This is a genomic window from Ruegeria sp. BG8 (assembly GCF_056538325.1).
The window spans coordinates 1-24,989 of the sequence record NZ_JBQFSZ010000011.1; the positions used below are offsets into that span (position 1 = coordinate 1).

General features: G+C 59.1%; 21 protein-coding genes and 1 pseudogene. 9 read left to right on the plus strand and 13 right to left on the minus strand.

The genetic code is table 11. The features are described 5' to 3' along the window. Nucleotides 1–199 precede the first annotated feature (199 nt). The 6 genes and pseudogenes from ACR0DG_RS17990 to ACR0DG_RS18015 all read right to left on the minus strand — a co-directional run bounded on the left by ACR0DG_RS17990 (nucleotide 200) and on the right by ACR0DG_RS18015 (nucleotide 7,740). Nucleotides 200–1,207, minus strand: coding sequence for an Ldh family oxidoreductase (locus ACR0DG_RS17990; RefSeq protein WP_480699743.1), 1,008 nt, complete (start codon nucleotides 1,205–1,207; stop codon nucleotides 200–202). A 479-nt stretch (nucleotides 1,208–1,686) separates the two neighbouring features. Continuing rightward, nucleotides 1,687–1,914: pseudogene (locus ACR0DG_RS17995) on the minus strand (DUF3726 domain-containing protein); the annotation flags it as partial. Continuing rightward, nucleotides 1,911–3,602, minus strand: a complete 1,692-nt coding sequence (locus ACR0DG_RS18000; protein WP_480699745.1) for a hypothetical protein — start codon at nucleotides 3,600–3,602, stop codon at nucleotides 1,911–1,913. The pseudogene ACR0DG_RS17995 and the gene ACR0DG_RS18000, both read right to left, overlap by 4 nt. 92 nt (nucleotides 3,603–3,694) lie before the next feature. Next, nucleotides 3,695–5,242, minus strand: a complete 1,548-nt coding sequence (locus ACR0DG_RS18005) for a BCCT family transporter (RefSeq protein WP_480699746.1) — start codon at nucleotides 5,240–5,242, stop codon at nucleotides 3,695–3,697. Between the two features lie 75 nt (nucleotides 5,243–5,317). After that, nucleotides 5,318–6,292, minus strand: coding sequence for a membrane dipeptidase (locus tag ACR0DG_RS18010; protein WP_480699747.1), 975 nt, complete (start codon nucleotides 6,290–6,292; stop codon nucleotides 5,318–5,320). Continuing rightward, nucleotides 6,292–7,740: an aldehyde dehydrogenase family protein gene (locus ACR0DG_RS18015; protein ID WP_480699748.1), complete on the minus strand. Its 1,449-nt coding sequence runs from the start codon at nucleotides 7,738–7,740 to the stop codon at nucleotides 6,292–6,294. The genes ACR0DG_RS18010 and ACR0DG_RS18015 overlap by 1 nt, the downstream gene beginning before the upstream one ends. Nucleotides 7,741–7,846: 106 nt before the next feature. Here ACR0DG_RS18015 and ACR0DG_RS18020 point away from each other — a divergent pair, with 106 nt between their 5' ends. From ACR0DG_RS18020 to ACR0DG_RS18050, 7 genes are all read left to right on the plus strand, one after another. Continuing rightward, on the plus strand, nucleotides 7,847–8,743 hold the full coding sequence (locus tag ACR0DG_RS18020; protein WP_480699749.1) for a LysR family transcriptional regulator: 897 nt from the start codon (nucleotides 7,847–7,849) through the stop codon (nucleotides 8,741–8,743). After that, complete coding sequence (locus ACR0DG_RS18025; protein ID WP_480699750.1) at nucleotides 8,740–9,747, plus strand: GlxA family transcriptional regulator; 1,008 nt, start codon at nucleotides 8,740–8,742, stop codon at nucleotides 9,745–9,747. The genes ACR0DG_RS18020 and ACR0DG_RS18025 overlap by 4 nt, the downstream gene beginning before the upstream one ends. A 269-nt stretch (nucleotides 9,748–10,016) precedes the next feature. After that, nucleotides 10,017–10,508, plus strand: a complete 492-nt coding sequence (gene glmS, locus ACR0DG_RS18030; RefSeq protein ID WP_480699751.1) for a methylaspartate mutase subunit S — start codon at nucleotides 10,017–10,019, stop codon at nucleotides 10,506–10,508. A gap of 17 nt (nucleotides 10,509–10,525) precedes the next feature. Continuing rightward, nucleotides 10,526–11,992, plus strand: coding sequence for a methylaspartate mutase subunit E (locus ACR0DG_RS18035; RefSeq protein WP_480699752.1), 1,467 nt, complete (start codon nucleotides 10,526–10,528; stop codon nucleotides 11,990–11,992). Nucleotides 11,993–12,007: 15 nt separating this feature from the next. After that, a complete protein-coding gene (locus ACR0DG_RS18040; RefSeq protein WP_480699753.1) occupies nucleotides 12,008–13,255 on the plus strand; it encodes a methylaspartate ammonia-lyase in 1,248 nt (415 codons plus the stop codon). Continuing rightward, nucleotides 13,252–14,409, plus strand: coding sequence for a CaiB/BaiF CoA transferase family protein (locus tag ACR0DG_RS18045; RefSeq protein ID WP_480699754.1), 1,158 nt, complete (start codon nucleotides 13,252–13,254; stop codon nucleotides 14,407–14,409). Before ACR0DG_RS18040 ends, ACR0DG_RS18045 begins: the two co-directional genes overlap by 4 nt. After that, the gene (locus ACR0DG_RS18050; RefSeq protein WP_480699755.1) at nucleotides 14,406–15,257 is read left to right on the plus strand and encodes an HpcH/HpaI aldolase/citrate lyase family protein; all 852 of its coding nucleotides are present in this window, start codon (nucleotides 14,406–14,408) and stop codon (nucleotides 15,255–15,257) included. Before ACR0DG_RS18045 ends, ACR0DG_RS18050 begins: the two co-directional genes overlap by 4 nt. Here ACR0DG_RS18050 and ACR0DG_RS18055 read toward each other — a convergent pair. Next, entirely contained in the window at nucleotides 15,232–16,176 is a 945-nt protein-coding gene (locus ACR0DG_RS18055; RefSeq protein ID WP_480699756.1) for a LysR family transcriptional regulator, read from the minus strand. The genes ACR0DG_RS18050 and ACR0DG_RS18055 overlap by 26 nt on opposite strands. Nucleotides 16,177–16,191: 15 nt before the next feature. After that, on the minus strand, nucleotides 16,192–17,787 hold the full coding sequence (locus ACR0DG_RS18060) for a FumA C-terminus/TtdB family hydratase beta subunit (protein ID WP_480699757.1): 1,596 nt from the start codon (nucleotides 17,785–17,787) through the stop codon (nucleotides 16,192–16,194). Between the two features lie 148 nt (nucleotides 17,788–17,935). On the opposite strand from ACR0DG_RS18060, the gene ACR0DG_RS18065 reads away from it, so the two are divergent. Continuing rightward, a complete protein-coding gene (locus tag ACR0DG_RS18065) occupies nucleotides 17,936–18,832 on the plus strand; it encodes a bestrophin family protein (protein ID WP_480699758.1) in 897 nt (298 codons plus the stop codon). Nucleotides 18,833–18,876: 44 nt separating this feature from the next. Here the strand turns inward: ACR0DG_RS18065 and ACR0DG_RS18070 are convergent, their stop codons facing one another. From ACR0DG_RS18070 to ACR0DG_RS18090, 5 genes are all read right to left on the minus strand, one after another. Continuing rightward, nucleotides 18,877–19,611 (minus strand): DUF3726 domain-containing protein, encoded by a 735-nt coding sequence (locus ACR0DG_RS18070; RefSeq protein ID WP_480699759.1) that lies wholly within the window; start codon nucleotides 19,609–19,611, stop codon nucleotides 18,877–18,879. Next, nucleotides 19,608–21,308 carry a hypothetical protein gene (locus ACR0DG_RS18075; RefSeq protein ID WP_480699760.1) on the minus strand — a complete coding sequence of 567 codons (1,701 nt, stop codon included), beginning with the start codon at nucleotides 21,306–21,308 and terminating at the stop codon, nucleotides 19,608–19,610. The genes ACR0DG_RS18070 and ACR0DG_RS18075 overlap by 4 nt, the downstream gene beginning before the upstream one ends. A 96-nt stretch (nucleotides 21,309–21,404) precedes the next feature. After that, nucleotides 21,405–22,364 (minus strand): LysR family transcriptional regulator, encoded by a 960-nt coding sequence (locus tag ACR0DG_RS18080; protein ID WP_480699761.1) that lies wholly within the window; start codon nucleotides 22,362–22,364, stop codon nucleotides 21,405–21,407. 232 nt (nucleotides 22,365–22,596) lie between these two features. After that, nucleotides 22,597–23,655, minus strand: a complete 1,059-nt coding sequence (locus tag ACR0DG_RS18085; RefSeq protein WP_480707253.1) for a DUF3500 domain-containing protein — start codon at nucleotides 23,653–23,655, stop codon at nucleotides 22,597–22,599. A 13-nt stretch (nucleotides 23,656–23,668) separates the two neighbouring features. Continuing rightward, a complete protein-coding gene (locus ACR0DG_RS18090) occupies nucleotides 23,669–23,968 on the minus strand; it encodes a DUF2218 domain-containing protein (protein ID WP_480699763.1) in 300 nt (99 codons plus the stop codon). Between the two features lie 98 nt (nucleotides 23,969–24,066). Here ACR0DG_RS18090 and ACR0DG_RS18095 point away from each other — a divergent pair, with 98 nt between their 5' ends. Continuing rightward, a complete protein-coding gene (locus tag ACR0DG_RS18095; RefSeq protein WP_480699764.1) occupies nucleotides 24,067–24,954 on the plus strand; it encodes a LysR family transcriptional regulator in 888 nt (295 codons plus the stop codon). The last annotated feature ends 35 nt before the right edge of the window (nucleotides 24,955–24,989 follow it).

The following is a 24,989-nucleotide window of genomic DNA, read 5'->3' on the forward strand; positions in this document are numbered from 1 at the left end:
CAATAGGTACGCTGTTATTCTCATAAAAACCGCTATCCGCCGTCTTTATGTCCAAGTCCGTAAACGGCTCTTTTATCGACATAACTTCCTCCGTGTTGTCCGTAGTAAATTTTTATTTTTGTTGTTGGAAACCAGCGCATTACATCGAAATGCGCAGGCTTCATATCTTAGTATTCTTGCACGTACTATGATTCCGTTTTCAAACGAGAGCACGCACTTTCTCTAACAGGGCCGCATTAACGGCGACGCCAGCAGTGGCCGCGTTTTCCCGAAACTTTCGACGCCCATCACCCGGAAGGCGCGCGCCTTGCTGATCATGGATCGACGCGATCAAGTCCGTCAGTTTTTCCTGAAAGGCACCGCCAGACGTGGCTTGCGGGTCGATCGCGATAAAGAACTGGCCGGTCTTGGGTGGGCCACCAGCGGTGCCCGAGAATGGGCTGGCGACAGAACCCAGCGTTGCACCGGTCATTGCAGCAGCCATCAGTTCGACGGTCAGCGCAATGCCCACACCTTTGTAGCCGCCGGACGGCACCATTGATCCCTTCAGCCCAGCCTCGGGGTCCGTGGTCGGCTTGCCATCGGCATCCAGCACCCAACCTTCCGGCACGGGCTTGCCTTCGCGTACGTGTTTCATCACCTCGCTTTTCGCAATTGTGCTGGCGGACTGATCAATCAAAAGCGCCGCGTTGCCATCCGCATCCGGGGCCGAGATGGAAAACGGGTTAGTGCCCACAACAGGTTTCGCACCCCCGGATGGGGCGATGGACGCCGGTGCGTTGGTGAAGCCGATCCCCAACAGGCCAGCCTGCGCCAAGCGTTGTGTATGCACACCCAGAACACCACAATTGTAAGAGTTGTTGACGGCCAGCACTGCAACACCCTGTTCACGCGCCATGGGAATGAGTTTCTCAAACCCCAGATCAATTGCGCTATGAGCGAAACCGGTCGCTGCATCCACTGTGACAACAGACGGGCGCGGCTGGCTGACAACTGGTTTTGCTGCGCCATCGACCTTGCCGCATTCCACGTGCTGGGCGTAGATCGGAATATAGGCCAGTCCATGCGAAGCTACGCCGTCAGCTTCGGTCATCGCGGTTGCAACCGCTAAAGGGCGCGCGTTTTCTTCGGACGTGCCGGCTTTTACCAAAGCGCGAAATGCCAGATCTTCGATCTCGGACAGGGACAGGGTTTCGGTGGCGGTCATTTTTCTTTCCCGTTCGTATTGATTTCATGGCCTCCGTCAGGGGCCGTTTTCATGTCTTAGTCGTTGTCGCTCAGGCCAGCGCCGGCACCGCGCAGGCGGCTTTCCTCGGTCGCGGGTGCAAAAGTGCGGTGGGCAAAGGCGCTGAGCCTGCCCCAATCTTCTTCCGACACCTCGGCGCGCAACACAGGTTCGCGGCGGCCGGTCATTTCTGCGGGTGCCGTAAATACCAGCTTGTCTGCATGCCGGGCTTCCAGTGCTGCAGGCGTTGCCTGTACGCAAATCTGACGTCCATCCGTCGCCAACCGTGCACCCTGCCATTCTGCGGCGACAGGGGCGCCAAGGCGCAGCGCGGCACCGCCCATGAACGGAACAGCCAAAAGCGGGATGCTGACGTTTTCCATCGTGATCGACCCGCGATTCATCAGACGCACAGCGCAATCACTCAGCGAGGCCCCTGCAATTAGTGGGCTCATTCGGCGTGTCGGGGCGTGCCAGATCTCAGCGCTCAAAGACACCGGGGATACATCGATTGATGGAATACGGTCGTTCATTTCCAGCAGGTCGGCCAACAGACCTGCGCCGGAAAAACCAAATGCCGACAACCACCGCGTGCCTTTTGCGGCCTCTTCGGCCAATCCCCATGACAATCCTGCCCCGCGCGCGGCGCGTTTGCTCATGGCTTCGATTTCGTTCAGCGAGTGGCTCATGCCGCGGCCTCTTCTATGCTGGGAAAGACCCAGTAATCAGCGTTTTCGGTATTCAGTTCGTACGGCAGCGGCGCGTTTCCATACATGCAGATCCGAACCCAACGGTCCGACCGAGGGTCGAATTTCGTCGCACCAAAGAACGACAGCTTGCACCGCAGCATGTCGATCGGCAGCACGCGGTCAGAAATCGTGTTGTCCCGGATCTCAGCATAGGGCGCACGTCCAACGATTTGGACGCGACGCAGAACGTGACGGTGTTCCGGGTGGCGCAAAAGAAAGTCTGCCACCTGCGCCTCGTCGGACCAATGGGCCAGCGCCCAGAACAACATCGCCGCATCGCGGCCCGGTGCCAAAGGCTGCTCGTACTCTTCGATAGGTTCCTCAAAGCGTTCGCCGAGACGTGGCTCAAGCTTTTCTTCAGAAACATACCACGCGCGGGCTTTGCTGGCCGGAGCGGCCCAGTCTGTATCAATTGCCCAGCCGTAAATGTCCTTGAGCAGTCTGCGCAGATCACCAATTTTCATCGCACCCGCAATGCGGAACGTGGCGGTGTTGTCTGCGGCCATACCTTCGGCAAAGCTATCAACCAGCGCCCCGTAAGGCTCCAGCATCAATGAGGCGATCCACTCCTGCCCTTCGAGGCTGAGATTCTCTTCGGCCCAAGAATACAGAGAATCCCAAGGCGCATTCGCTGTCAGATCAGCAGACGCGAGGTAGTCGGTAATCTTGCTAATGTCGCCCCGCAATGCGGCCAGTTTTTCGATCTGGATTGGGTGTTCAGAGTGCCAAGTTTCGACGATCTGCATGTTGCGCGACAGCACGTCCCGGAACAGGGCAATCTCAGCCTCGCTGGCGTTCTGCACACCGCGAACGACCTGAATGGCACCTTCGCGGGCGGCCATCCAGTTGTTGAACAGCACCGGGTGGTTCAACAGGAACGGTGCCATGCCCAAACCTGTTGAGTTGCCAATTCCCATGGACCGCGCAATCGCACCATCCAGTTGGGCGGCCTGCGTTCCATTCTGGGCAGCGCGCGCATTGGCCATGTACTGAACCAGGTCGGTCACGAACCAGCGCGTCAGGTAGACTGACAGCATCTCAACCTGGAACGGGGCGCGGAATTCGGGGCGGTCGGCAATCATCTCGCGATCGGCAGCGCCCAGTTTGCCCGACCCGTAGACGGCGGTGGTGCGCATCAGATAGCCCACGGCGTCGATCTTCTCGGTCGAGGGTTGGCGGCCTTCGGCCAGTTCGCTGACCACATGTTCCCAAAGCCGGACCGAGCGGTTGGCGCGCGACACGGACAGCTCGCTTCCGGTCACGCGACCGGCTTCCTGCACGGGGATATTATGCGACAGGCGTTCGATGTCATCTGCGGATGGAACACCGTCGAACAGGGTGAATGTGGCATCCCAGGCTTCGGCGATCACCCGGTCCGAGCGCTTCTCGGGCGGCAGATCATGGGCGTAGGCGATCAGGGAATAGGACCGCTCGGGCCCATGCGCGGTATAGACGGCATGACCGACGCCGTTGGCATCAATCTCGAACGCGGTTTGTTCAAACCGCCAGTTTTCCCGGGCCAGTCGTCGCGTCAGAATACGCATGAACGAAAGGCGCGACTGATGCATAGAGCCGAGACGCGCAAGGCGCATGACGGTGTTCGGGTCGCGTCGGGAAACGTCAGTCATTCGAGTATGCCTCCTCAGGTCGAATAGTCAGTAGTCTCCTGAAATCTTCAGGGATGCTGCTGGGCCGGACAAGCCGGCCCAACCTAGCGTTTTCAGCTTTCCTTACCTTTCGCCAGGGTGATGCGCAGCGCATCCCACAGCGAAGGTAGCAAGATCAGCGATACCGGAACAGCGGTTACGACAATAAAGCTTTGCAGCTTTGATACGCCCCCTGCCCCAACGGATATCAGAATGATCGCCATAACACCCATTGCGATACCCCAGAACACCCGCAAGGCCGTCGGAGGGCTGTTTTCATCGCTCATGGTGGCCGAGATGACGTAGCTCATCGAGTCGCCAGTGGTAGCCACAAAGATTGTCGTCAGGATCAGGAACAGGATCGAGATCACAAAGCCCATCGGCAGGTTGTTGGTGATCGCCAACAGTGCAGCAGGCAGGTTGAAGCCCTCAAACGCAGCCGAAATGGTACCGGTGTTTTCCAGCTCCATCGCGATGCCGGTACCGCCGATGATGGTGAACCAGAAGTTGGTCACGATCGGCGCGACAATCGACAGCATGATGATGATCGAGCGGATCGAACGGCCCCGCGAAACGCGGGCAATGAACATTGCCATCAGTGGGCCATAGCCCATGAACCAGCCCCAGAAGAACACGGTCCACCAGCCCAGCCAGCCGGGTTCGCCGAACAGGCCAGCCTCGCCACGATACAGTGCCATCTGGAAGAAGTTGCCAACATAGGTGCCAAAGCCCGAGAAGAACGAACCAAAGATGAACCCCGTCGGACCCGCGACCAGAACGAACAGCAGCAGGAACGCCGCCAGGATAACATTGACCTTGGACAGGATCTGAATGCCGCGCGACAGACCCGTCATGGCCGAGATCGTGTAGATCGCAGCCAGCCCGGCAATCACTGTCGCCTGCAGGGCAAATGTGTCCGAGAAGCCGAACAAATCGGCCAGACCATAGCTCACCTGCAGACCCAGGAACCCGATGGGGCCAACCGTGCCCGCAACCACAGCGATGATCGAAGACGCATCCGCAATCAGACCGATAGGCCCGTTGATCGCCTTGTCGCCAAAGACCGGGTACAGCAGCGTGCGCGGGGCCAGCGGCAGACCTTTTTCATAGTGGTAATGCATCAGCATGACCGTGGTCAGCGATCCAAGAATGGCCCATGCAAGGAAACCCCAGTGCATAAAGCTTTGGGCAATTGCGGGGTTCACTGCCTCTGCCGTAGCGCCTTCGGCACCATAAAGCGGCGGAGAATACAGAAAGTGAGCAATCGGCTCACCCGCCGCCCAAAAGACGCCGCCGCCAGCCAGCAGCGTGCACATGACCATCGATCCCCACTGGAACGTGGTGAATTCAGGCGCAGCAAGGCCGCCCATGATGGCGCGTCCGCCGGGCAGAATGCACAGCAACAGACCGATCAGGAAGGTGGCCAGCAACAGCACCTGCCAGTACAGGCCGAAATAGGTTGCCGCGACGGTAAAGCCCCAATCCACTGCACCGGAAAGTGCATCCAGATTGACCAGTGCCGCGATGCAGAACAGCGCGATAAATCCGCCCGAGATCAGGAACAGCGGCTTGTTTACGCGGCTTTCCTGTGTGGGGGCAGTGTTCAAAGATGCCTCGGACATCTTTCCTCCGTTAAAAGTAGTGAGGCCGCATCTTTTTAAAATGCGGCCGTAGCCTCGGTATTTAGCTGGCCTTCATCAGGCGAGCGGTTTGAAGTTCTCATCAAAGAAGCGGTACCAGTTGCCACCCATGATCCCGGCGACTTCGTCGTCGTTCATGCCTGTGGCACGCAGGCCCGCTTCGATGTTTCCGAAATCACGGTTGTCGTTGAACCAGCTTGGCATGGGCGGGAAGCCGGGGGCCGAGGCCGAGCCTTCGCCATAGTCGATCTCTTTCGTCCAGCGGCCCACGCGCATCCATTCCACGATGCTGTCGGGCTGGTCCTGACACAGGTCGGTGCCGATCCCCAGATGTTGCGCGCCGTATTTGTCAGCCGCGCGCGCGATCATCTCGCAGAAGCTTTCCAACGTGCAGTCGGATTTGTCTTTCAGGTGATGCGGATAGACGGAAAAGCCCAGCATGCCGCCATTTTCAGTCACCGCACGGATCACCTCTTCGCGCTTGTTGCGCAGGGCGGGCGACCATTCATGCGGGTTCGCATGGGTAATGGCGATGGGGCGTTCCGAAAGCTCAGCCGCCTCGATGGTCGAACGGTCTGCCGAATGGCTCATGTCCACCACCAGACCCACGCGGTTCATTTCCTTGATGACCTGCTTGCCCATGCGGGTGATGCCGGTATCTTCGGCCTCATAACAGCCGGTCGCCAGCAGCGACTGGTTGTTATAGGTCAGCTGCATGAAGCGCGCGCCCAGATCGTGCAGAATCTCGATCAGGCCGATATCGTCTTCCATCGGGCTGGGGTTCTGGAACCCAAAGAACACCGCCGTCCGGCCGGTTTCACGCGCCACGTCGATATCGCTGGCCCAGCGGCCTTTCATGATCAGGTCCGGGTATTGCTCGAACCAGCGGTTCCACTTTTCAAAGTTCAGAACCGTTTCGCGAAAGTTCTCGTGATAGGCGATGGTGACGTGGATCGCATCCACGCCCCCCTCGCGCAACTGGCGGAAAACCTTTTCCGACCAGTTCACATATTGCAGGCAATCGATCAGCATCAGACAGGACCGGCGCTGATATAGGCGGTTTTGACCGTAGTGTAGAACTCGGCCGCAGCCTTGCCCTGCTCACGCGGACCGTAAGAGCTGTCGCCACGACCACCGAAGGGCACGTGATAGTCGGTGCCTGCGGTGGGCAGGTTCACGGTGACAACACCGGTGCGTGCATTGCGACGGAAGTGCGTGGCGCGAGCCAGCGACTTGGTGACGATGCCCGAGGTCAGACCAAAGTTGGTGTCGTTGACGACGCTCAGCGCCTCGTCATAGCTGCCAACCTTGATGACGCTGGTCAGGGGCGCGAACATTTCCTCGCGGTTGATGCGCATGTCGTTGGTGGTGTTCAGGAACACGCCCGGCGACATGTAGAAGCCTTCGTGCGGCATTTCCAGGCGCTGACCGCCACACGCCAGTTCCGCGCCCTCGGACTTGCCGATATCGACATAGGCCAGGTTCTCGTTCAGCTGCTGCTGGCTGACGACGGGGCCCATCTGAACGCCCGCCTCCAGCGCGTTGCCCACTTTCATCGCCTGCGCACCCGCAACGAGCTTTTCGACAAAGGCGTCGTGAATGGCAGAGTGGACCACGAGCCGGGAGGAGGCCGTGCATTTCTGACCGGTGCCACCAAACGCGCCACCCAGAGCCAGCGTCACTGCCAGATCCAGATCGGCATCGTCCATGACGGCCAGAGCGTTTTTCGATCCCATTTCCATCTGAACCTTTGTCAGGTTCTGAATGGCGGCGGAGGCGATGCCCTTGCCCACCGGAACCGAGCCGGTGAAGGAAATCGCGTTGACCTTGGGGCTTTCCACCAGGCGCTGACCGATCGAACGGCCTGAACCCATGACCAAGCTGAAGAGACCCTTGGGGATGTCCTGGCGGTTGATGATCTCGGTCAGAGCCACAGCCGAGGCCGGGGTGATGTTGGCAGGCTTCCAGACCACCGCGTTGCCATAGCACAGCGCCGGTGCGATCTTCCACGAGGCGGTCGCGGTGGGGAAGTTCCAAGGGCTGATGATGGCCACAACGCCTACGGCCTCACGGCGCACGTCAACCTCGATGTCGGGGCGCACGGAATCGGCGTTCTCACCGATCTGACGCAGGCATTCGGCAGCGTAATAGGTAAAGAACTGACCGGCACGGAACACTTCACCCTTGCCTTCGGCCAGCGGCTTGCCTTCTTCGCGGCTCAGCAGCGTGCCCAGTTCTTCGGCGCGGGCCATCAATTCGTTGCCGATGGCGTTCAGAACGGCCTGCTTGCGCTCCAGCCCATAGGCCGCCCATTCGCGCTGCGCTGCGCGCGCCTGATCCAGCGTCGCCTCAAGCTGATCTGCGCTGGCTTGGGCAAAGACACCAACCAGGTCGCTCAGATCTGAGGGGTTGCGGTTTTCAATCTCGCCTTCGCCGGTGACCCATTCGCCAGCAATCAGGTTCTTTTGGATGTCAGCCATAGCCGTGTCGCCCTATTCAAAAATTGTCGATCTGGTATGGACTCCTTTGGGGCAATCAATCAAACTAAAATTATTGAACCTTATTTCAGAATTACTGAAAGAACGAATGGCCCTCAAAATCGAAATGCTCCGTGGCTTCGTCGCGGTTGCGCGCACTGGAAACCTGACCGACGCGGCTTTGGTCCTGAAAAGGACCCCTTCGGCTGTCTCAATGATGTTGAAACAGTTCGAAGCGCATCTGGGCGAGCCGCTGTTCGAAACGGACCGCAAAAACAAACTCACCGCTTTGGGAGAGTTCGTGTTCGAGCAATCCGAGCATGAATTGCAGCATTTCGACAATACCGTCCGAGCGATCGAAAACTTTGCCGACGCCAGTTTGGGCCACGTACGAATTGCAACAGTCCCTTCTGTTGCAGGAACAATCATACCTCGGGTTTTTTCCAGAAACATAAAGGCTTATGACAAAGTTCGGATTGACCTGCGTGACATGGATTCCAAGTCTGTCCTGCATGAGCTGTCACGCGGTCGCATTGATATTGGCATCGCCACGTTAAGCGGCAATGGGTCCGGCTTGGACAGCCAGCTTTTGCTGACCGACTGGTTCGGCGTTCTGCTTGCCGCTGACCACCCGTTGGCAAGTCTCAATGGCCCGATCGGTTGGGACGCGTTGCAGGACGAGCGCCTGATCGCCAATAGCCTGTCCGAAGGTATCAGTGGCCCCGAGGCCCGGGACATGCATGCCAAATCCCGGTTTTCCGCCCATAACCTGACATCCATTCTGGGTATGGTGCGTGCTGGAATTGGCGTTACGATTCTGCCCGAAATGGCTGCGATCTCGTCCGGTCAGTCCGATCTGGTCTTTCGCCCATTGGCAGATAAGACCGCAAAACGCGAGATTCATCTACTGCGCAAGGCTGATTCGGCGCTATCACCGGCAGCACGCAAACTGGAAATGGATATCCTCGAAACCGTTGCAGAGATGGCGAGAGACCCTCAGGCATGAGTGACAAGACAGAAAAGATTGACCTTGGCATTCTGATTTTCCCGGGATTTCCGATGGCATGCCTGACGTCCTGCATCGAGCCGTTGCGCGCCGCGAACGAAATATCAGGTCAGGACGCCTTTGGCTGGAGCGTGATTGCCGAAAAAGATGGGCCGATCCAATCTTCAGCCGGGGTGACCTTTTCACCTGACATCATCCTTTCCGATATTAAATCGCTGGATCACTTGTTGTTTGCGTCCAGCCCCAACAGCGTTTTCGATAGCCCGTCAAAGGCCAACGCGGCGCTGCAGCGCCTGATGCGGTCAAAAACCCGCATTGGTGCCATCAGCGGCGGTGTTTTCCCGCTGGCTCGAACCCGTCTAACCGGCGAGAACCCGTTATCCGTTCACTGGTGCTATGAGGCGGCTTTCCAGGCAGAGTTTCCCGAAGTTCCGATTCATGGGACCGTCATCTGCAATGAAGGCGCGTTTACCACCATATCCGGGGCCTCGGCCGTATTCGACTACATGCTGACCCTGATCGAAAGCAGGCTGGGCGGCGATATCATGGCCGAGGTCGCCTGCTGGTTCCAGCACCCGTTCATTCGCAGTGAGACTGTGACGCAAAAGGTGCCGGCGATCTCGACCGCGCAAAGCCAGGACTTGTTGCCCAAGCAGGTCGCGCGCGCCATTCAGCACTTTGCCGAGCATATCGAGAATCCGATCCAGATCAGCGAAGTGGCCGATGCTGTAGGTCTTTCAGCCCGGTCACTGGAACGCAGCTTTAAAAAAGCGACCGGGCACAGCCCCCTCACCTATTACCGCAGGATGCGCATGAATCAGGCCCGCCAATTGGTGCTGTATACCAACGACCCGATTTCCGAGGTCGCCTATATGGTTGGCTATGCAACTCCGGGCGCGTTCATGCGGCACTACCGTGAGACATTCGGCGTCACGCCGATCAGCGACCGGCGAGCCAAGAACTCGATGCGTGTGGGCAGCGACGATGTGTTGCCGTCGGGGTAACGACCGGGCTGCCCTCGGACTATTTTCATTCAAGTAAACCCAGTTGTCATACTGTGTCGTGAGGTGCAGCGCTGCTGGACGCGTGCCCGGTTGTGACGGGTCGCTGTCCGGCAGACCGGTGTAAGGGCAGTCTACAATCGTACTAGGTTTCTTGCCGTCGTCCTTCCAATAAATAATTCTTACTTGTTTTGATACCTGCATCATTTTTGTTTACGTAAAAGAGAATCATCGCTACGACACCGGAAAGCGCGACAGAGGAGTAGCGAGACATGTTCGACGCCAGCACGACGCACAAAGTGGTTTTGGGAGTGATCGGCGCAGATTGCCACGCCGTTGGAAACAAGATCCTGGACAGCCTTCTGACCCGGGCCGGGATTCAGGTCGTCAACCTGGGTGTAATGGTCAGCCAGGAAGAATTCGTAACCGCAGCGCTGGCGGAAAACGCCGATGCGATTCTGGTCTCGTCGATCTACGGGCACGGCGAAATCGACTGCCAGGGCCTGCGCGACCGGTGTGAGGCGGCGGGGATCGGAAACATCCTTCTCTATGTCGGCGGCAATCTGGTGATCGGCAAACAGGATTTCGCCACCGTCGTCACCCGTTTCCAGGATATGGGCTATGACCGCGTCTTCCCGGCCTCGGTGAATATCGACCACGTGGTGGCGCTGCTCAAAGACGATATCGACATGCGCCGTCTTCCGAATATCGGCCACAACTCGGGCGCGTTCGCGTCAGAGTTCGCCGATTGGGCCGCAATCTAGCAAAGGCAGATGGTGACATGACCGGCACGCCAGAAATCACGAATTCCAAGCTGCCCGATTCCGTTTTCGACGCCGAGCGTGAGGGCGTCCTGCAATCCTGGCACACCGGTGCCGATGTGGATTTTGACGCAGGTCTTGCCCGCCAACAAGCGCTGCCCATGGAAAAGCGGTTCTCGGCGGCCTTGGCGGATGCGGATGAAACCGGCAAGACTCTGCTACAACCCCGTGCAGGCGTCGCCCTGCTGCGCGAACACACCGCGCTGATGGAGGGGCTGGCCCCGTATTGCGACGTGCTACCCACCACCATCGACGCCTATACCCGCCACAACCGGTATGACGAGGCACAGAATGGGATCGACCGGTCTCGCGCGGCGGGCACCTCGCTGCTGAACGGGTTTCCGGCGGTCAATCATGGCGTTGAAGGCTGCACGCGACTGGTTGAGGCTGTGTCGAAACCCATTCAGGTGCGCCACGGCACGCCCGATGCGCGCCTGCTGGCCGAAGTCACGCTCAGCTCGGGCTTTTCGTCCTACGAGGGCGGAGGGATTTCCTATAACATCCCCTACGCAAAGAACATTCCGCTGGAGCAGTCGATCCGTCACTGGCAGTACTGCGACCGTCTGGTGGGCCGCTTCGAAGAACATGGCATCCGAATCAACCGAGAACCGTTCGGCCCCCTGACCGGAACGCTGGTGCCGCCTTTTGTCTCGCATGTGGTTGCGATCATCGAAGGTCTGCTGGCGCTGGAACAGGGCGTGCGCTGTATCACGCTGGGCTATGGTCAGGCGGGCAATCTGGTGCAGGACGTCGCCGCGCTGCGGTCGCTGCGGCGGCTGGGGCACCACTATTTCCAGAACGCGGGCTATGACGATTATCAACTGACCACCGTGTTCCATCAGTGGATGGGCGGCTTCCCCGAGGATGAGGCCAAGGCAACCGCCGTCATCTGTCTGGGTGCACTAGCTGCAAAACAGGCACGGGCCACCAAGATCATCGTCAAAACCCCGCATGAGGCCAGCGGCATCCCCTCGCTTGAGGCGAACCAGGCCGGGCTGAAGGCGACCCGCCAGATGGTCAACATGATCGCGGATCAGAACCGCAATGACGGCAACGAAATCCTGACCGAGGTCGAGGTAATCGAGGCCGAGGTTCACGCCGTCATGCGCGCCGTTCTGAAACTGGGCAAGGGCGACATCGCGCGCGGTGCCGTACTGGCCTTTGAATCCGGTGTCATGGACATCCCCTTTGCTCCTGCCATCGGCAACGCGGGCAAACTAACGCCGGTACGCGACAACCACGGTGCATTGCGGATTTTCGAAACCGGGAATGTGCCGCTGCCCAAGGATGTCATGGCCTTCCACCGGGACCGCATCGCGGAACGCGCAAGGTCCGAGGGGCGCGAAGTGTCCTTTGACATGGTGGTGGATGACGTCCGCGCCATCTCGGCCAGCAAACTCATCGGTCGGCCTTCAGTTGCCGCTTAACGCACAGAGAGTGTCATGAAGATCAAGAACGTTGTATTCGCGCCGGGGCTGGCCTCGTACTATTTCGACGATCAGGCGGCGATCAAACAAGGGGCCAAGCAGGACGGGTTCGTCTATTGCGGACAGGCCCTGACCGATGGGTTCGCCCGCGTCCGGCAATATGGGGAAAGTGTCTCGATCCTGCTGGAGCTGGAAAACGGCCAGATCGCCGAGGGCGATTGCGCTGCCGTTCAGTATTCCGGTGCGGCCGGACGTGATCCGCTGTTTCTGGCCTCATCCGTCATCCCCTTCCTGCAAGAGCATCTGGCCCCCGAGCTGATCGGGCATGACGTGCGCAGCTTCCGCGAAAGTGCAGAATTCTTCGACACGCTGATCGTGGACGGTAAACCCTTGCACACCGCTGTTCGCTATGGCCTGTCGCAGGCTTTGTTGTCAGCGGCCTCGATCGCCACAGGCAAGATGAAGTTCCAAGTCATCTGCGACGAATGGGGTTTGGAGGCCATCGCCGCCCCCTTGCGCCTGTTCGGGCAAAGCGGCGACAACCGCTATGAAGCCGTGGACAAGATGGTGTTGAAACAGGTTGACGCCCTGCCCCACGGCCTGATCAACAACATCCCGCAGAAGCTGGGTGAAAATGGCGGCAAGCTGGCCGAATATGTCACCTGGCTGTCGCGCCGCATTCAGGACTTGCGCACCGATGACAGCTATCACCCGGTGCTGCATATCGACGTCTACGGCACGGTCGGAATGATCTTTGACAATGACGCCGTGAAGATCGCCAATTATCTGGCGGCGCTGGAACAGCGCGCAGCCCCGTTTGATCTGTATATCGAAGGGCCTGCCGATGCCGGTTCCAAAGAGGGTCAGATCACCCTGCTGCGCGACATCCGCGCCTCGCTGCGGGCGCTTGGCAGCAACGTCAAAATCGTCGCCGACGAATGGTGCAACACCTATCAGGACGTGGTCGATTTCGTCGACGCCAATTGCTGTGACATGGTCCAGATCAAGACCCCCGATCTGGGATCGCTGCACAATACGGTCGATGCGGTTCTCTACTGCAAAACTAATGGCGTCGCCGCGTATCAGGGCGGCACTTGTAATGAGACCGATATCTCGGCCCGCGCGTGTCTGCACGCGGCCATGGCCACAAGACCCGACCGCGTGCTGGTCAAACCCGGCATGGGCTTTGACGAAGGCATGACCATCGTCGCCAACGAAATGCACCGCACCCTTGCGCTTTTGAACACACGAGCTGCCGCATGACCGATACCCCTCTGAAACCTTACGAAGGCCTGCTGGTCGTATCTCTGGAACAGGCCGTCGCGGCCCCCCTCGCGTCGTGCCACTTCGCCCAAGGCGGCGCGCGCGTCATCAAGATCGAGCGGGACACCGGCGATTTCGCCCGCAAGTACGACGGCGCGGTGAAAGGCTCGGCTTCGTATTTCGTCTGGGCCAATCACGGTAAGGAAAGCCTGTGTCTGGACATCAAACACCCCGAGGATGCCGCCCTGCTGCACCGTATTCTGGACGAGGCGGATGTGTTCATCCAGAACCTCGCCCCCGGCGCCATTGCCCGCGCCGGGTTTGGTGAGGATGTCCTGCGCAAACGCAACCCGCGCCTGATCACCTGCGATATCAGCGGATATGGCGAGGATGGGCGCTATAGCGACATGAAGGCCTATGACTTTCTGGTGCAGTGCGAAAGCGGGCTGGTCTCGGTCAACGGCGCGCCCGGTCATCCCGGTCGCATTGGTGTTTCGGTCTGCGATATCGGTGCCAGCATGAACGCGATCATCGGCATCCAGAAGGCTCTGATCGCGCGCAGCATCAACGGTAAAGGCAGCGCGGTGAAGCTGTCCCTGTTCGACACCGCCGCTGACTGGATGACGGTGCCGTTGATGCATTCGGTTTATGCGGGTAAAGCGCCGCAACCGGTTGGCCTGCATCACCCCTCCATCGCGCCTTATGGCGGGTTTACCACGAAGGATGACGAGATTCTGGCAATCTCGATTCAGAACGAACGCGAGTGGAAACGCCTCTGCGCCGATGTCATCGGACAGCCCGATCTGGCCAGTGATCCCCGGTTCTGCGATGCGGCCCAGCGGGTTGCCAACCGCGCCGAACTGGATGCCATCGTCGCCGGGTTCTTTGCCGGTCACAGCCGGTCTGAGCTGGAAGGCAAGCTGTTTGCCGCAGCCATCGCCTATGGCGCCGTGAACTCGGTCGGTACTTTTGCCGAACACCCGCAGTTGCGCCGTACGCCGGTCACCCTGGAAAACGGGGATGAGGCGCATCTGGTCGCCGCCCCCGTCCGCCACAGCTTTGATCCCGAAACCCCGCGCTTTGGCCGGGTGCCCGCGCTTGGGGAACACACAGATAGCATTCGGTCCGAGTTCACCCAGACGGCCGCCGCATGATCCGGTCCTATCTGTTCACGCCTGCGCACCGGCCCGAACTGGTGGCCCGCGCGCATGAGCGGGGGGCGGATGCGATCCTGCTGGATTTGGAAGACAGCGTCCCGCGCGACCACAAACAAGCCGCGCGCGATGGGCTGGCCGACGCCGTTGCTGCGCTGAAAACCCACGGCATGTCGGTCGCGATCCGGGTGAACGCTGATCTGGGCGAATGCGTTCGCGATCTTGAAGCCGCAATCCTGCCCGGCGTTGATGCGATCATGCTGCCCAAGGTCATCGGAGGTGACCACCTGCGTTTGATCGACGATTACCTGTCGATGCTGGAACGGCAGGCCAAAATACCCGATGGCCAGATCAAGCTGATCGCGCTGATCGAAACGGCCCAGGCCCTGCTGAACGCAGCAGACATTGCCAAATCCACCCCCCGCCTGACCGCACTGGCCTTCGGGACCGAGGATTTCTCAACCGATTGCGGCCATGCGCCATCGATCGAAGCGCTGCAAGCCCCCGCTCAAACGCTTATTCTGGCGGCCAAAAGCGCCGGTCTGCGCGCGATTGGCCTGCCGGGCAGCATCGCCGAGATCAAGGATATGGGTGCCTTTGGCACGTCCGTCACCCTGGGTCGCGCCATCGGGTTCGACGCCGTGATGTGCATTCATCCCCGGCAAGTCGAGGTGGTGAACGCCACCTTTACCCCCAGCGCTACGGACATTGACCATGCGACCCGTGTGGTTCAGGCCTTTGATGCGGCTGTGGCACAGGGGCTTGGTGCAGTGATGCTGGACGGCAAGATGATCGACCCGCCTATCGTGGCGCGTGCGCAGACTATGTTGCAATCCCAGCGTCTTTGAAGAACTCCGCCATAAAAGCGGGCCCTTTCTGATCCACAAAATCCCGAAAGGCCCGCGCCGCCGGACGCAAGGGTTTGTCGCGCATATGCAGCACGAACCAGTCGCGGAATTCGGGCATCCCTTCGACACTCAGGATTTTAAGCTTGCCCGCCATCGCCTCAAGCGCAATCGTGTGGGCCGAGATAAAGGCCAGCCCCATATTCGCCATGACCGCCTGTTTGATATTGGCGTTACTGTCCATTTCCTGCGCCTTGGGTTGCGGCAGACCGGATTCTGAGAAAAAGAACTCGTGCACCATGCGCGTTCCAGAACCACGCTCCCGGACAATGAACTGGTGATGCGGCAGGTCTGACCGGCGGATACGGCTGGATCGCGTCAACGGGTGGTCCGGGTGCCCGATCAGAACATAAGGGTGCTTGGCAAACTGATGCGCCGTCGTCTCTAACCGGCGCGGAGGCCGCCCCATCAGAGCCAGATCAATCTGATCAGTATCCAGCATTTCGATCACGTCGCGGCGGTTAGCGATCTTGAACTGCAGGTCGCATTCGGGATGCTCCTGCTGGAACTGCGCCAGCAGATGCGGCCCGAAATTACGCGCTGTCGTCACCATCGCAACCCGCACCCGGTGATCCAGCTTGCCCTGCATGATCTGGACGACATCCACCGCCTCGGCCAGCGTTTCAGTCATCCGCTCAGCATAAGGAACCAGCGCGGTCGCCACCTCGGAGGGGATCACGGAACGCCCGGACTTTTCAAACAGGGGTGCGCCGAATTCCTCACTCAGACGGCTCATCTGCATCGACACGGCGGGCGGCGTCAGCGACAACCGCTCAGCCGCGCGCACGAAACTGCGTGTTTCGACAGCGACCAGAAAAATCTGGAGCTGGCGCAGGGTGATTTTGTCCGAAGATGGCGGCATTACTGCTCCTGTCGCCTAGAAAGCGGGTTTGCGGGTAAAAAAGTCTTCTCCCTTGTCGTCAATAATCACAAATGCCGGGAAATCCACGACTTTTATGCGGAACACGGCCTCCATTCCAAAGTCAGGGAAATCCAGCGTTTCGATGCTTTTGATGACATCCTTGCCCAGAACCGCCGCAGCCCCCCCGACCGAGCCCAGAAAGAACCCGCCATGGTCCTTGCAGCTTTGAACGACGGATGGTGCCCTGTTGCCCTTGGCGATCATCACGCGCGACGCCCCCAGAGCCTGCAATTCGGGCACATACGGGTCCATCCGCGCGGCAGTGGTCGGCCCGAACGAGCCCGAGGCATAGCCGTCGGGCGTCTTGGCCGGACCTGCGTAATAGACCGGGTGGTTGTGGATGTAGTCCGGCAGGTCCTTGCCCTCGGCAACCATCCGGGCCAGTTCCGCATGCACCAGATCACGCGCCACGATCATGGTGCCGGACAGCAGAACGGGGCTTGAAACCGAAAGTTTGGACAGTTCCGCGCAGATATCGTCCATAGGCTGATCCAGATTGATCCGGGTCGCGGACTTCGCTGCAACCTCGCGTGTCGGTAAGAACCGGGCCGGGTCATGTTCCAACTGTTCGACCCAGATGCCATCCCGGTCGATGCGCCCTTTGACCTGACGATCCGCCGAACAGCTAACACCCATACCGACAGGAAGGCTGCCGCCGTGCCGCGGAAGGCGGATCACCCGCACATCATGGCAGAAATACTTGCCGCCGAACTGCGCGCCCAGCGACATGTTGCGCGTCAGTTCCAGTATCTGCGCCTCAAGTTCCAGATCGCGGAACGCGCGGCCATCGGCGCTGCCGGTTGTGGGCAGGTCGTCCAATTCCTTGGCCGAGGCTTTCTTGACGGTTTTCAAACACTGCTCAGCCGACAAGCCGCCAATCACAATGGCGAGGTGGTAAGGTGGGCAAGCCGTCGTGCCCAACGTGCGGATTTTTTCGTCGAAAAAGGCCAGAATGCGTTCGGATTCCAACAGACGTCGGGTTTCCTGATAGAGGAATGTCTTGTTCGCCGACCCGCCACCCTTGGCCATGAACAGGAAATCCAGCGCGTCTCCGCTGCGCGCCTCGATGTCGATCTGCGCGGGCAGGTTGGTGCCGGTATTCTGTTCCCGGTACATGCTCAGCGGGGCCATCTGAGAAAACCGCAGGTTCCGCGTCTCCCACGTGTCTTTCACCCCTTGCTCGACCGCTTTGTGCAGATCACCCTGCACCAAAACGTTCTGACCCTTTGCGCCGTGAATGATGGCCGTGCCGGTGTCCTGACAGCTGGGAAACTCGCGTTCTGCCGAAATCACCGCGTTCTTCAACAACTCCAAAGCCACATAGTGATCATTGGCCGAGGCATCAGTATCATCCAGAATATCGCGCAGTTGTGACAGATGACTTGGGCGCAGCAGATGCGAGACATCCGCAAATGCGGTTGCTGTTAGGGCGCTAACTGCCTGAGGCGAGACACGCAGGAAGGTTTCATCGCCGAACTGGACCGTTTCCAGCCCGTCATTGCCGAGATAGCGGTAGCACGTCGTGCCGATTGTTTTCGTTGTCTGGGTCATGGCGCGGACACTAGTGTCGCTCGCCCTATAATTCAATAGTATTTAATTTATTGGTTGATGCGATAAGCATTATTTAATATCGAGCACACAGCCAGGAAAACAGATTCCCAGCGGGCCCCTCTGGACCACAACCAAGGTAATCCAAACCATGATCGTACGCACTCAACCCTCGGCGATGCAGTTGTTCTTTGTGCTGCGCGGATCGATCCTCAGCAAGATCTACATCAAGATCCTGTTGTTTGCCCTGTGGGCGGCGGTGATCGACCTTGTTTCGTTTCAAACCGATCAATTGCCCAGGCCATCGATCTCGTCCATGAGCGTGTTTGGCGTCGCGCTGACGCTATTCTTGGCCTTTCGCAACACCGTCGTCTTTGACCGCTGGTGGGAGGCGCGCAAGCTGTGGGGTGGCATCGTCGCCAGCGTGCGCGCCGCGTCGCAAGAATGCCTGATCCATCTGGGATCGGATGAGGATCGACAGCGTATCCTGTACCCGATCGCCCGATTCTTTCACGCGCACAAAGCCTGTCTGCGCATGGTCGCCACAACCGACGATCCGACCTATGCTCAGGTTCAAGGCACGACATCGCGATCCACGAACCCGCCCGCCTATTGGCTGAACATGGCCGCGCGCAACCTGAACGCACTGGACGCCGAGGGCAAGGTTGACCCGATGGGGCGGCTGTCCCTGTCAAACCGCCTGTCCGATCTGGCCGCGCAGCAGGCGGGAAATGAGCGGATCAAGACCACCCCGGTGCCCTTTGTCTATTCCCTGCTGGTGCGCCGCACGACCTATGTCTATTGCGCCTTCCTGCCCTTTGCGCTGGCCCATTCGGGCGGGTTGTTTGCCCCCGCGATCATGGCCGTTGTGGCTTATGTGTTCTTTGGGTTGCAGGCGGTGACGCGCGAGTTGGAGGATCCGTTTACCTCAAACGACAATGGCCTGCCATTGGATGCGATTTGCCGGGTCTGTGACAACACAATCCTTGAAACGCTGGGGCAACCGACCCTGCCCGCGCATAAACCCGTGGACTATATCCTGACATAGAAAACGGGCGCAGTGCGCCCGTTCAGGGTGTTATCGAAATCGCCTCAGCCCGGCCCCGCACCCGCGCGCGAGTGTTCATCGGTCGGCACCAAGATCGGCCAAGCCGCTGCGTTCAGGGCATCCCAGTGATCGGGATCGACCTCGATCCCCTGCTCCAGCGCGTGATTGTAGTTGGCAGCGAATTGCGCGGCCGAGATTTCATGGCGCTGCAACTCAGGGTGCTCGACCTGACGCGTGACCGCATCCGCCAGCAGCGTGGGCTGGTTGGTGCAGATGATCGTGATGGTCGAAATCTCCTTGCTGTCATCGGCCTTGTCGACCCGCCAGTAATGCGGGAAGATCGCGCCGCTTTCAAAGCTGGCCCCGTGCGACCCGGCCTGATCCTTCCAATAGGCTGAGATATAGACGCCCTGTTGCGCGACCAGCGACAGGCTACGCAGGATCAGCCCCGGATAGCGGCAATTGGCCAGTTCGATGATCGCAAAGCCGGTCTTGTTGGCCTTCGAATGCATCAGGTACGCGGCCAATGAGCCATGTTCGCAGACATCCGCCCCGCCAGCATCCAGAACGGCGATGTCGTCATTTTCGAACACCAGCCGCGGGGTCGCGCCGCCCTTGGGGGCCAGCGGCGGCAGAGCCACGCGGTCGAACCCGCCCAGACCTGCCATTTGCGACCATGCGACCAATTGGGCTGCGTCTTCATAATCTCCGATCTCGTGCCCGGCGCCTTCATAGGCGCGGGACAGGGCGGCGATCATTTCGTTGCGGGATACCTTCATGCTGCAGCCTCCTCGATCTGCGGTTTCAGCGGCAGGAACCAGCTTTCATAGGTGTGGCCGATGTCGTCGATCAGCGGCGCGCCCTGATACATCGTGTTGCGCACCCACAGCTTTGAGCGCGGGTCGAACTTGCTGACGCCAAAAAAGGCCAGCTTGCAGCGCAGCAGATCCATGGGCCGCACGTTCCGGTCCGCAAGGTTGGCGCGAATCTCGGCATATTTGTGTTTGCTCATGGTCTGGATGCGGCGAACAATGCTTTTCAGCGCGGGACGCCGTAGCAGGAAGTGGATGACATCGCTGTCGGGGTGTTCCTCAAGGTCTTCCAGCAGCACGTCATAGCACGCGCGGACACGACGACCGATGGGCAGCGGCATCTGCTTTTCCACCCCGGGATCTGCACCGGCAAAGCCCAGACGCGGCTCCAGCTTTTCTTCCGAGCGATACCAGAACGCGTCCGAATGCTCGGGCTTGGAAAAGTCGATGTCCAGCGCCCAGTCATAGCGATCTTCGATCAGGGCGCGCAGCCCAGCGGTGGTCATGTCCGGGTCAATCACCGGATTGGGGATGACGGCAAAGCTGTCTTCCAGATCGTTCACCAGTTCGGGGTGGATTTCCAAACACAGCGCGTGGATCAGCTCCTGCGTCTCAAGGCTCCAGGCGTCGCGGGCGTGCTCGGACAGAACCGACCATGTTTCCAGCGCATCGCCTTGGGCAGACAGCCAGTCGCGCACCTCGGCCAGTTCCGCGATCAGAATGCGGTGGCGTTCGATCTGTTCCTCATCCCCTGTGCGGCTTTCGGCAAAGTGCTGCTCGGCCCGGTCGATCAGGTCGTGGAACAGCTTGATCCGCCAATCGGTGGGCGTTGCCTTGTGCAAAACCTGCGCCAGCGCGGTTTCGCGCATTTCGATCCACTGGCTCAGCAGTTCGCCGTGGTTGACCAGATAGGGGGCCATGCCCAGACCGGTCGAGTTGCCGATGCCAAAGAACCGTTTCAGCCGGTCATCCAACGCGACGGCGGTTTCGGGCGCGCGGGCTTTGGCGATGTAATCCACCTGATCCAGGCTGAACTGACGCAGCATGTAGCAGATGAACATTTCGGGCGCGAAGGGGCGGTTGAAGTCGGCGAATTTGACCCGCACCTTGTTCCAGTCGGCCATGCCCAGCTTGCCGCTGCCGTAAACGGCGGTGGTGCGATAGAGATAGCCCACATCGGCAATCCGCTCGGCATCGGGCTGGCGGCCTGCGCACAGTTCATCCAACACATAGCTGAACAGGCGCGAGCTGCGGTTGGCGCGCGACAGGCTGAAAACGCGGGCGTCGACGCGACCGGCCTCTTGCTTGGGTACGTTGCGGCGCATGTCTTCCAGCCAGATGTCGTCCACCTCACCCTCGCACAGCGCCATGGTCAGATCCCAGCTGGTGGCGATCACGCGGTCATTGCGGTCTTCGTCAGACAGGTAGTTCGAAAACAGCACAAAGCTGAACACGTCATTGGGCGTCTCAATGCGATAAATCGCGGTGCCATACCCATCATTGTCCAGATCAAAGCGCTGGCGGTCGATGGACCATTCCTCTTTCATGATCCGGCGCACCAATGAGCGCATAAAGCTGAGCGTCGATGAATGCAGCGACCCAAGCCGGGCAAGGTCCATGACCTCGGCCTCGGGGCGCATTCTGTCGGAAATAGCAGCAAGCATTTTGACCCTCCTACGTCTGAATTGCGTTGAGGGAATGTTTGGCCGGACTCAGGTTCTAAGTAAAATTTGAAGTTTTTCGTGATTTATAAGTTTGCTTTATAAATCTTGCCCGGCCTGCACCGTGTTGTTCGGGAACTGTGCTGAAATCTTATGAGACTGCGCCTGAAGATGCCTCAGGACACCTTGCGCCGCCTCGGACAAAGGGCGCGCCGTCGCGCTGACAAGGCACAGATCGCGATACAAATCGGGTGCCGCAAGCGTTCGATACACCAAGGACGGATTCAGATAATCCGGTGACGCCAAAGCAGGCAGCGCAGACACCGCCCCGCCCTGCTCGACAATCCCCACCAGCGCCGCGATGGTCAGCACATTGAAATCGGGTTCAGTCACCGAGTCCGGCAGCCCGGTCACGCCATCCGTCAGACGGCTGATCCCGGTGTCGGACGCCATTCCGACAAAGGATTGATCGCTGAGATCTGCCCAAGTCAGTTGATCCTTACGCCGCGCTAATGGGTGGTCCGCCCGGCAGATCAAGCCCATCCGGTCGCGGATAAAAGGCGTATATTCCAACGCGTCGGAACCCGACCAGCTATTGACGATCCCGAAATCCGCTGTTCCGTTCTGAACCTGTGCTTCGACCCCACGCCCGTTGTCATCCTGAATGTGAATACTCACGTCAGGCGCGATGCTCGCGTAATCCCGGATCATCTGCGGCAGGATCCGGATGGCCACCGACGGCAGCGTGGCGATCCGCACCCGATTGCGTTGTTTTCTGGCGCTGGACCGGGCTGACAAAATGGCCCCATCCAGATCGTTCAGAATGGCCTCGGCCTTGTCCAGAAATTCCTGCCCCTGACGTGTCAGCGACACAGACCGGGTGGTGCGTTTCAGCAGATCAACCTCAACGTTTTCCTCAAACTGCTTAATGCTGAGGGTCAGGGCAGGCTGTGAGATGGCAAGCGCATCTGCCGCCTTACTGAACGACCCCAACCGAGCCACCTGCACAAAAGCGCGCAACTGTTTGAGGGTAACGTTTCTGGATACCGGACTGGACATGTGCAGAGCCTATAACAGTCCTTCATCCGTTGCCTGCAAAAAACCGCAGCGCCCCCGTGATCCGTCGCGGGGGCACCCGGGGTAAGGTCCACCATCCGGCGCAGGGTGCATGCAACATGCAAAAGGATGGCGGCGGTCAGAACTTTACCCGCCAGAATTTAGGAGATTTTGGCACTATCCCTCATCCCCTCCTTAATCGCAACGGGTCAGGCGTGGCTTGCTGCTTCGGCGCTTATTGCCCGTACTCCATTGCCGGGTTGCGGTACATCGTATGGTAATGCCCTGCCCCTTGCGCGCTGTCGCCGACATTGCCGCCGGTTGAGAGCATCTCTATAATCAGCGTTGGGCCCTGAATGCGCATATAGGTGGGGGTGTTGACCTCATCCGTGCCGGTCCATGCGAAGGAGATTTCGTCCAACCCTGCCGCCAGTTCCGCCATGCGGGGTTCAGCGTTTTCATCCGGCTGGATCGAGACCCATTCGTTGATCGCCACCAGCAACAGTGCCTTTTGATCGTCGGTCATCTCTGCCGCCGACAGGCCAATCACCGGCGGGATAGTGCCATCCTGCCCCGGGCCAGTCAGAACATCCTCGGGGATCGAGCCCGCATCCGCTGCCGCCTGCTGATCCGCGTTCAGGGCGGTGAAAACCGCATAGCCGGACAGGTGCATGTCGCGCACCGCCTCATAGCTGACGCCGTTGATGGTAAAGACCGCAGGCTCGGTGCCGACAAAGGTAGGCGACATGGTTTCAACCCGGTTGCCTTCGATCGAGATGTTCAGCGCCAGATGGTGTCCACCGAACTGCCAGCCCCAAGGCGCATCCGCCGAGGGTGTGCCGAAGAAAGACAGCCAGTAATTCTCAGGCGCCCATTGCAGACGTTCGGCCCTTTTATCGGTGCTCAGGAATGCCTCAGCCGCCATCACCTCGGCCACACTTTGATAGCCTTCTTCGCCCAGAGACGCTGCAAGGAATTCGAACAGCAAGGCACGCTGTTCATCAGACAATGCGCCAACCGAAATACCCGTCCGGTCTACGATACCCGCAGGCAGGTTCGACCAGTTTGCCCGATTGGGGCTGTCCAGATCGAACATGAACTGCGCCTGCGTGGCGGCGTCCGTACTCGCCAGAAACGCCTCTGCCGCCTCAAGTGCCGCAGCACCCGAAGCCGCCCCATAGGTTTGCGTGTACGCCGGGATCGGAACGATCTGAGTATGTTCATGGATCGGTGCGTCATGCGCCAAGGCGGCAGTGGCCAGAAAAAGCGCGGCGGTTGTTGTCAAAGCTTTCATCATCAATCCCTTTTTATTCAATTGTTGTGATTTCGGGCCAAACCACGCGCAAGTCTTCACGAAAGGCAAAGCGCTCTAGATGAGAACCCATGATCGTTTCAACTTCGCGCAACTGATGCGCGGTCTCGCCCTGCGCGTGTAGGGTCAACCGATCACCTTCAGCCTGCACACGCGCTATTCCGACCGAAAAGTGAAACACCACTGTGTCACCGCTTTGTTCGACTTTGATCTTATGCCCGAAATGCTTGCAAAGCTGCGTCACATATCCGTTGGCCTTTGGGGTCGTTAGCGTTGTTTTCGATGAAATGGTCATACGGTAATCTCCCGTTTTGTGCTGTACGGGATATAGCAGCGTGGGATTTCACCGATTAGCCCATTTTATCTTATTTCTTTCTTCGATATTATGAATGAATGTATCGCTATGCCCAAAGTCTTGTTGCCTTCGTCGCTGTTGGTCAAACCGGCGCGTTTGTCAAAGCCGCCAAACAGTTAGGCGTGACGCCGTCCGTCATCAGCCACCATATCTCGCGGCTTGAGGATGAGCTGGGCGAAACCCTCGTCCACAGAACCACACGAAAGCTGGCCCTATCCGAAAACGGGCGGCAACTGTTCGAGGTCGCGCAACGTGGGTTGGAAGGGATTGAACTGGCCGTCGAAAGGATCGAGGCCGGATCAGATCACATCGCCGGTGCCTTACGCATTGCCCTGCCCGCCTTTGTGCCTGATCCCCGGCTTGAAGCCCGCGTGATGGAGTTCATCCTGCGCTATCCCAACGCGGCCTTGACCTTGGAATACACCGACCACGTCAAGGACATCGTTGATGAGGCCTTCGATTTGGCCATACGCATCGGGGATTTACCTGCCTCAAGCCTGACCCGCAAAAAGATTGGATCTGTCCGACATGTTCTGGTCGCGACACCCGATTTTCTGCTGCGCCACGGCACGGTGAGCACACCCAAAGACCTTGAGCGGATACCTTTTGTGTCCATGGGGCGTGGAGGGGATGTGTTCACGCTATCCCGCGGGTCCGAAATACAGACCATTACCTTGGATGTCAGCCAACTCAGCGTTCAAAGCATCCATGCGGCCAAAGCCGGAACGCTTGCTGGTGTGGGCTTTGGCAATCTGCCTATCAGCCTGATCGCAGAAGACCTGAGTGCAGGGCGATTGCTCAATCTTTTGCCGGACTGGTCCCTGCCGGAACTGGCGATCCAGGCCGTATGGTCGGGCACCTCGCGACGCCAAAGCCTCGCGCGGCGGTTCGTTGAGTTTCTGAGCAGCCAACAGAACGACGATTGAGGCCTGCTGCGGGCTTTTGATCAGCCGGCTGTACG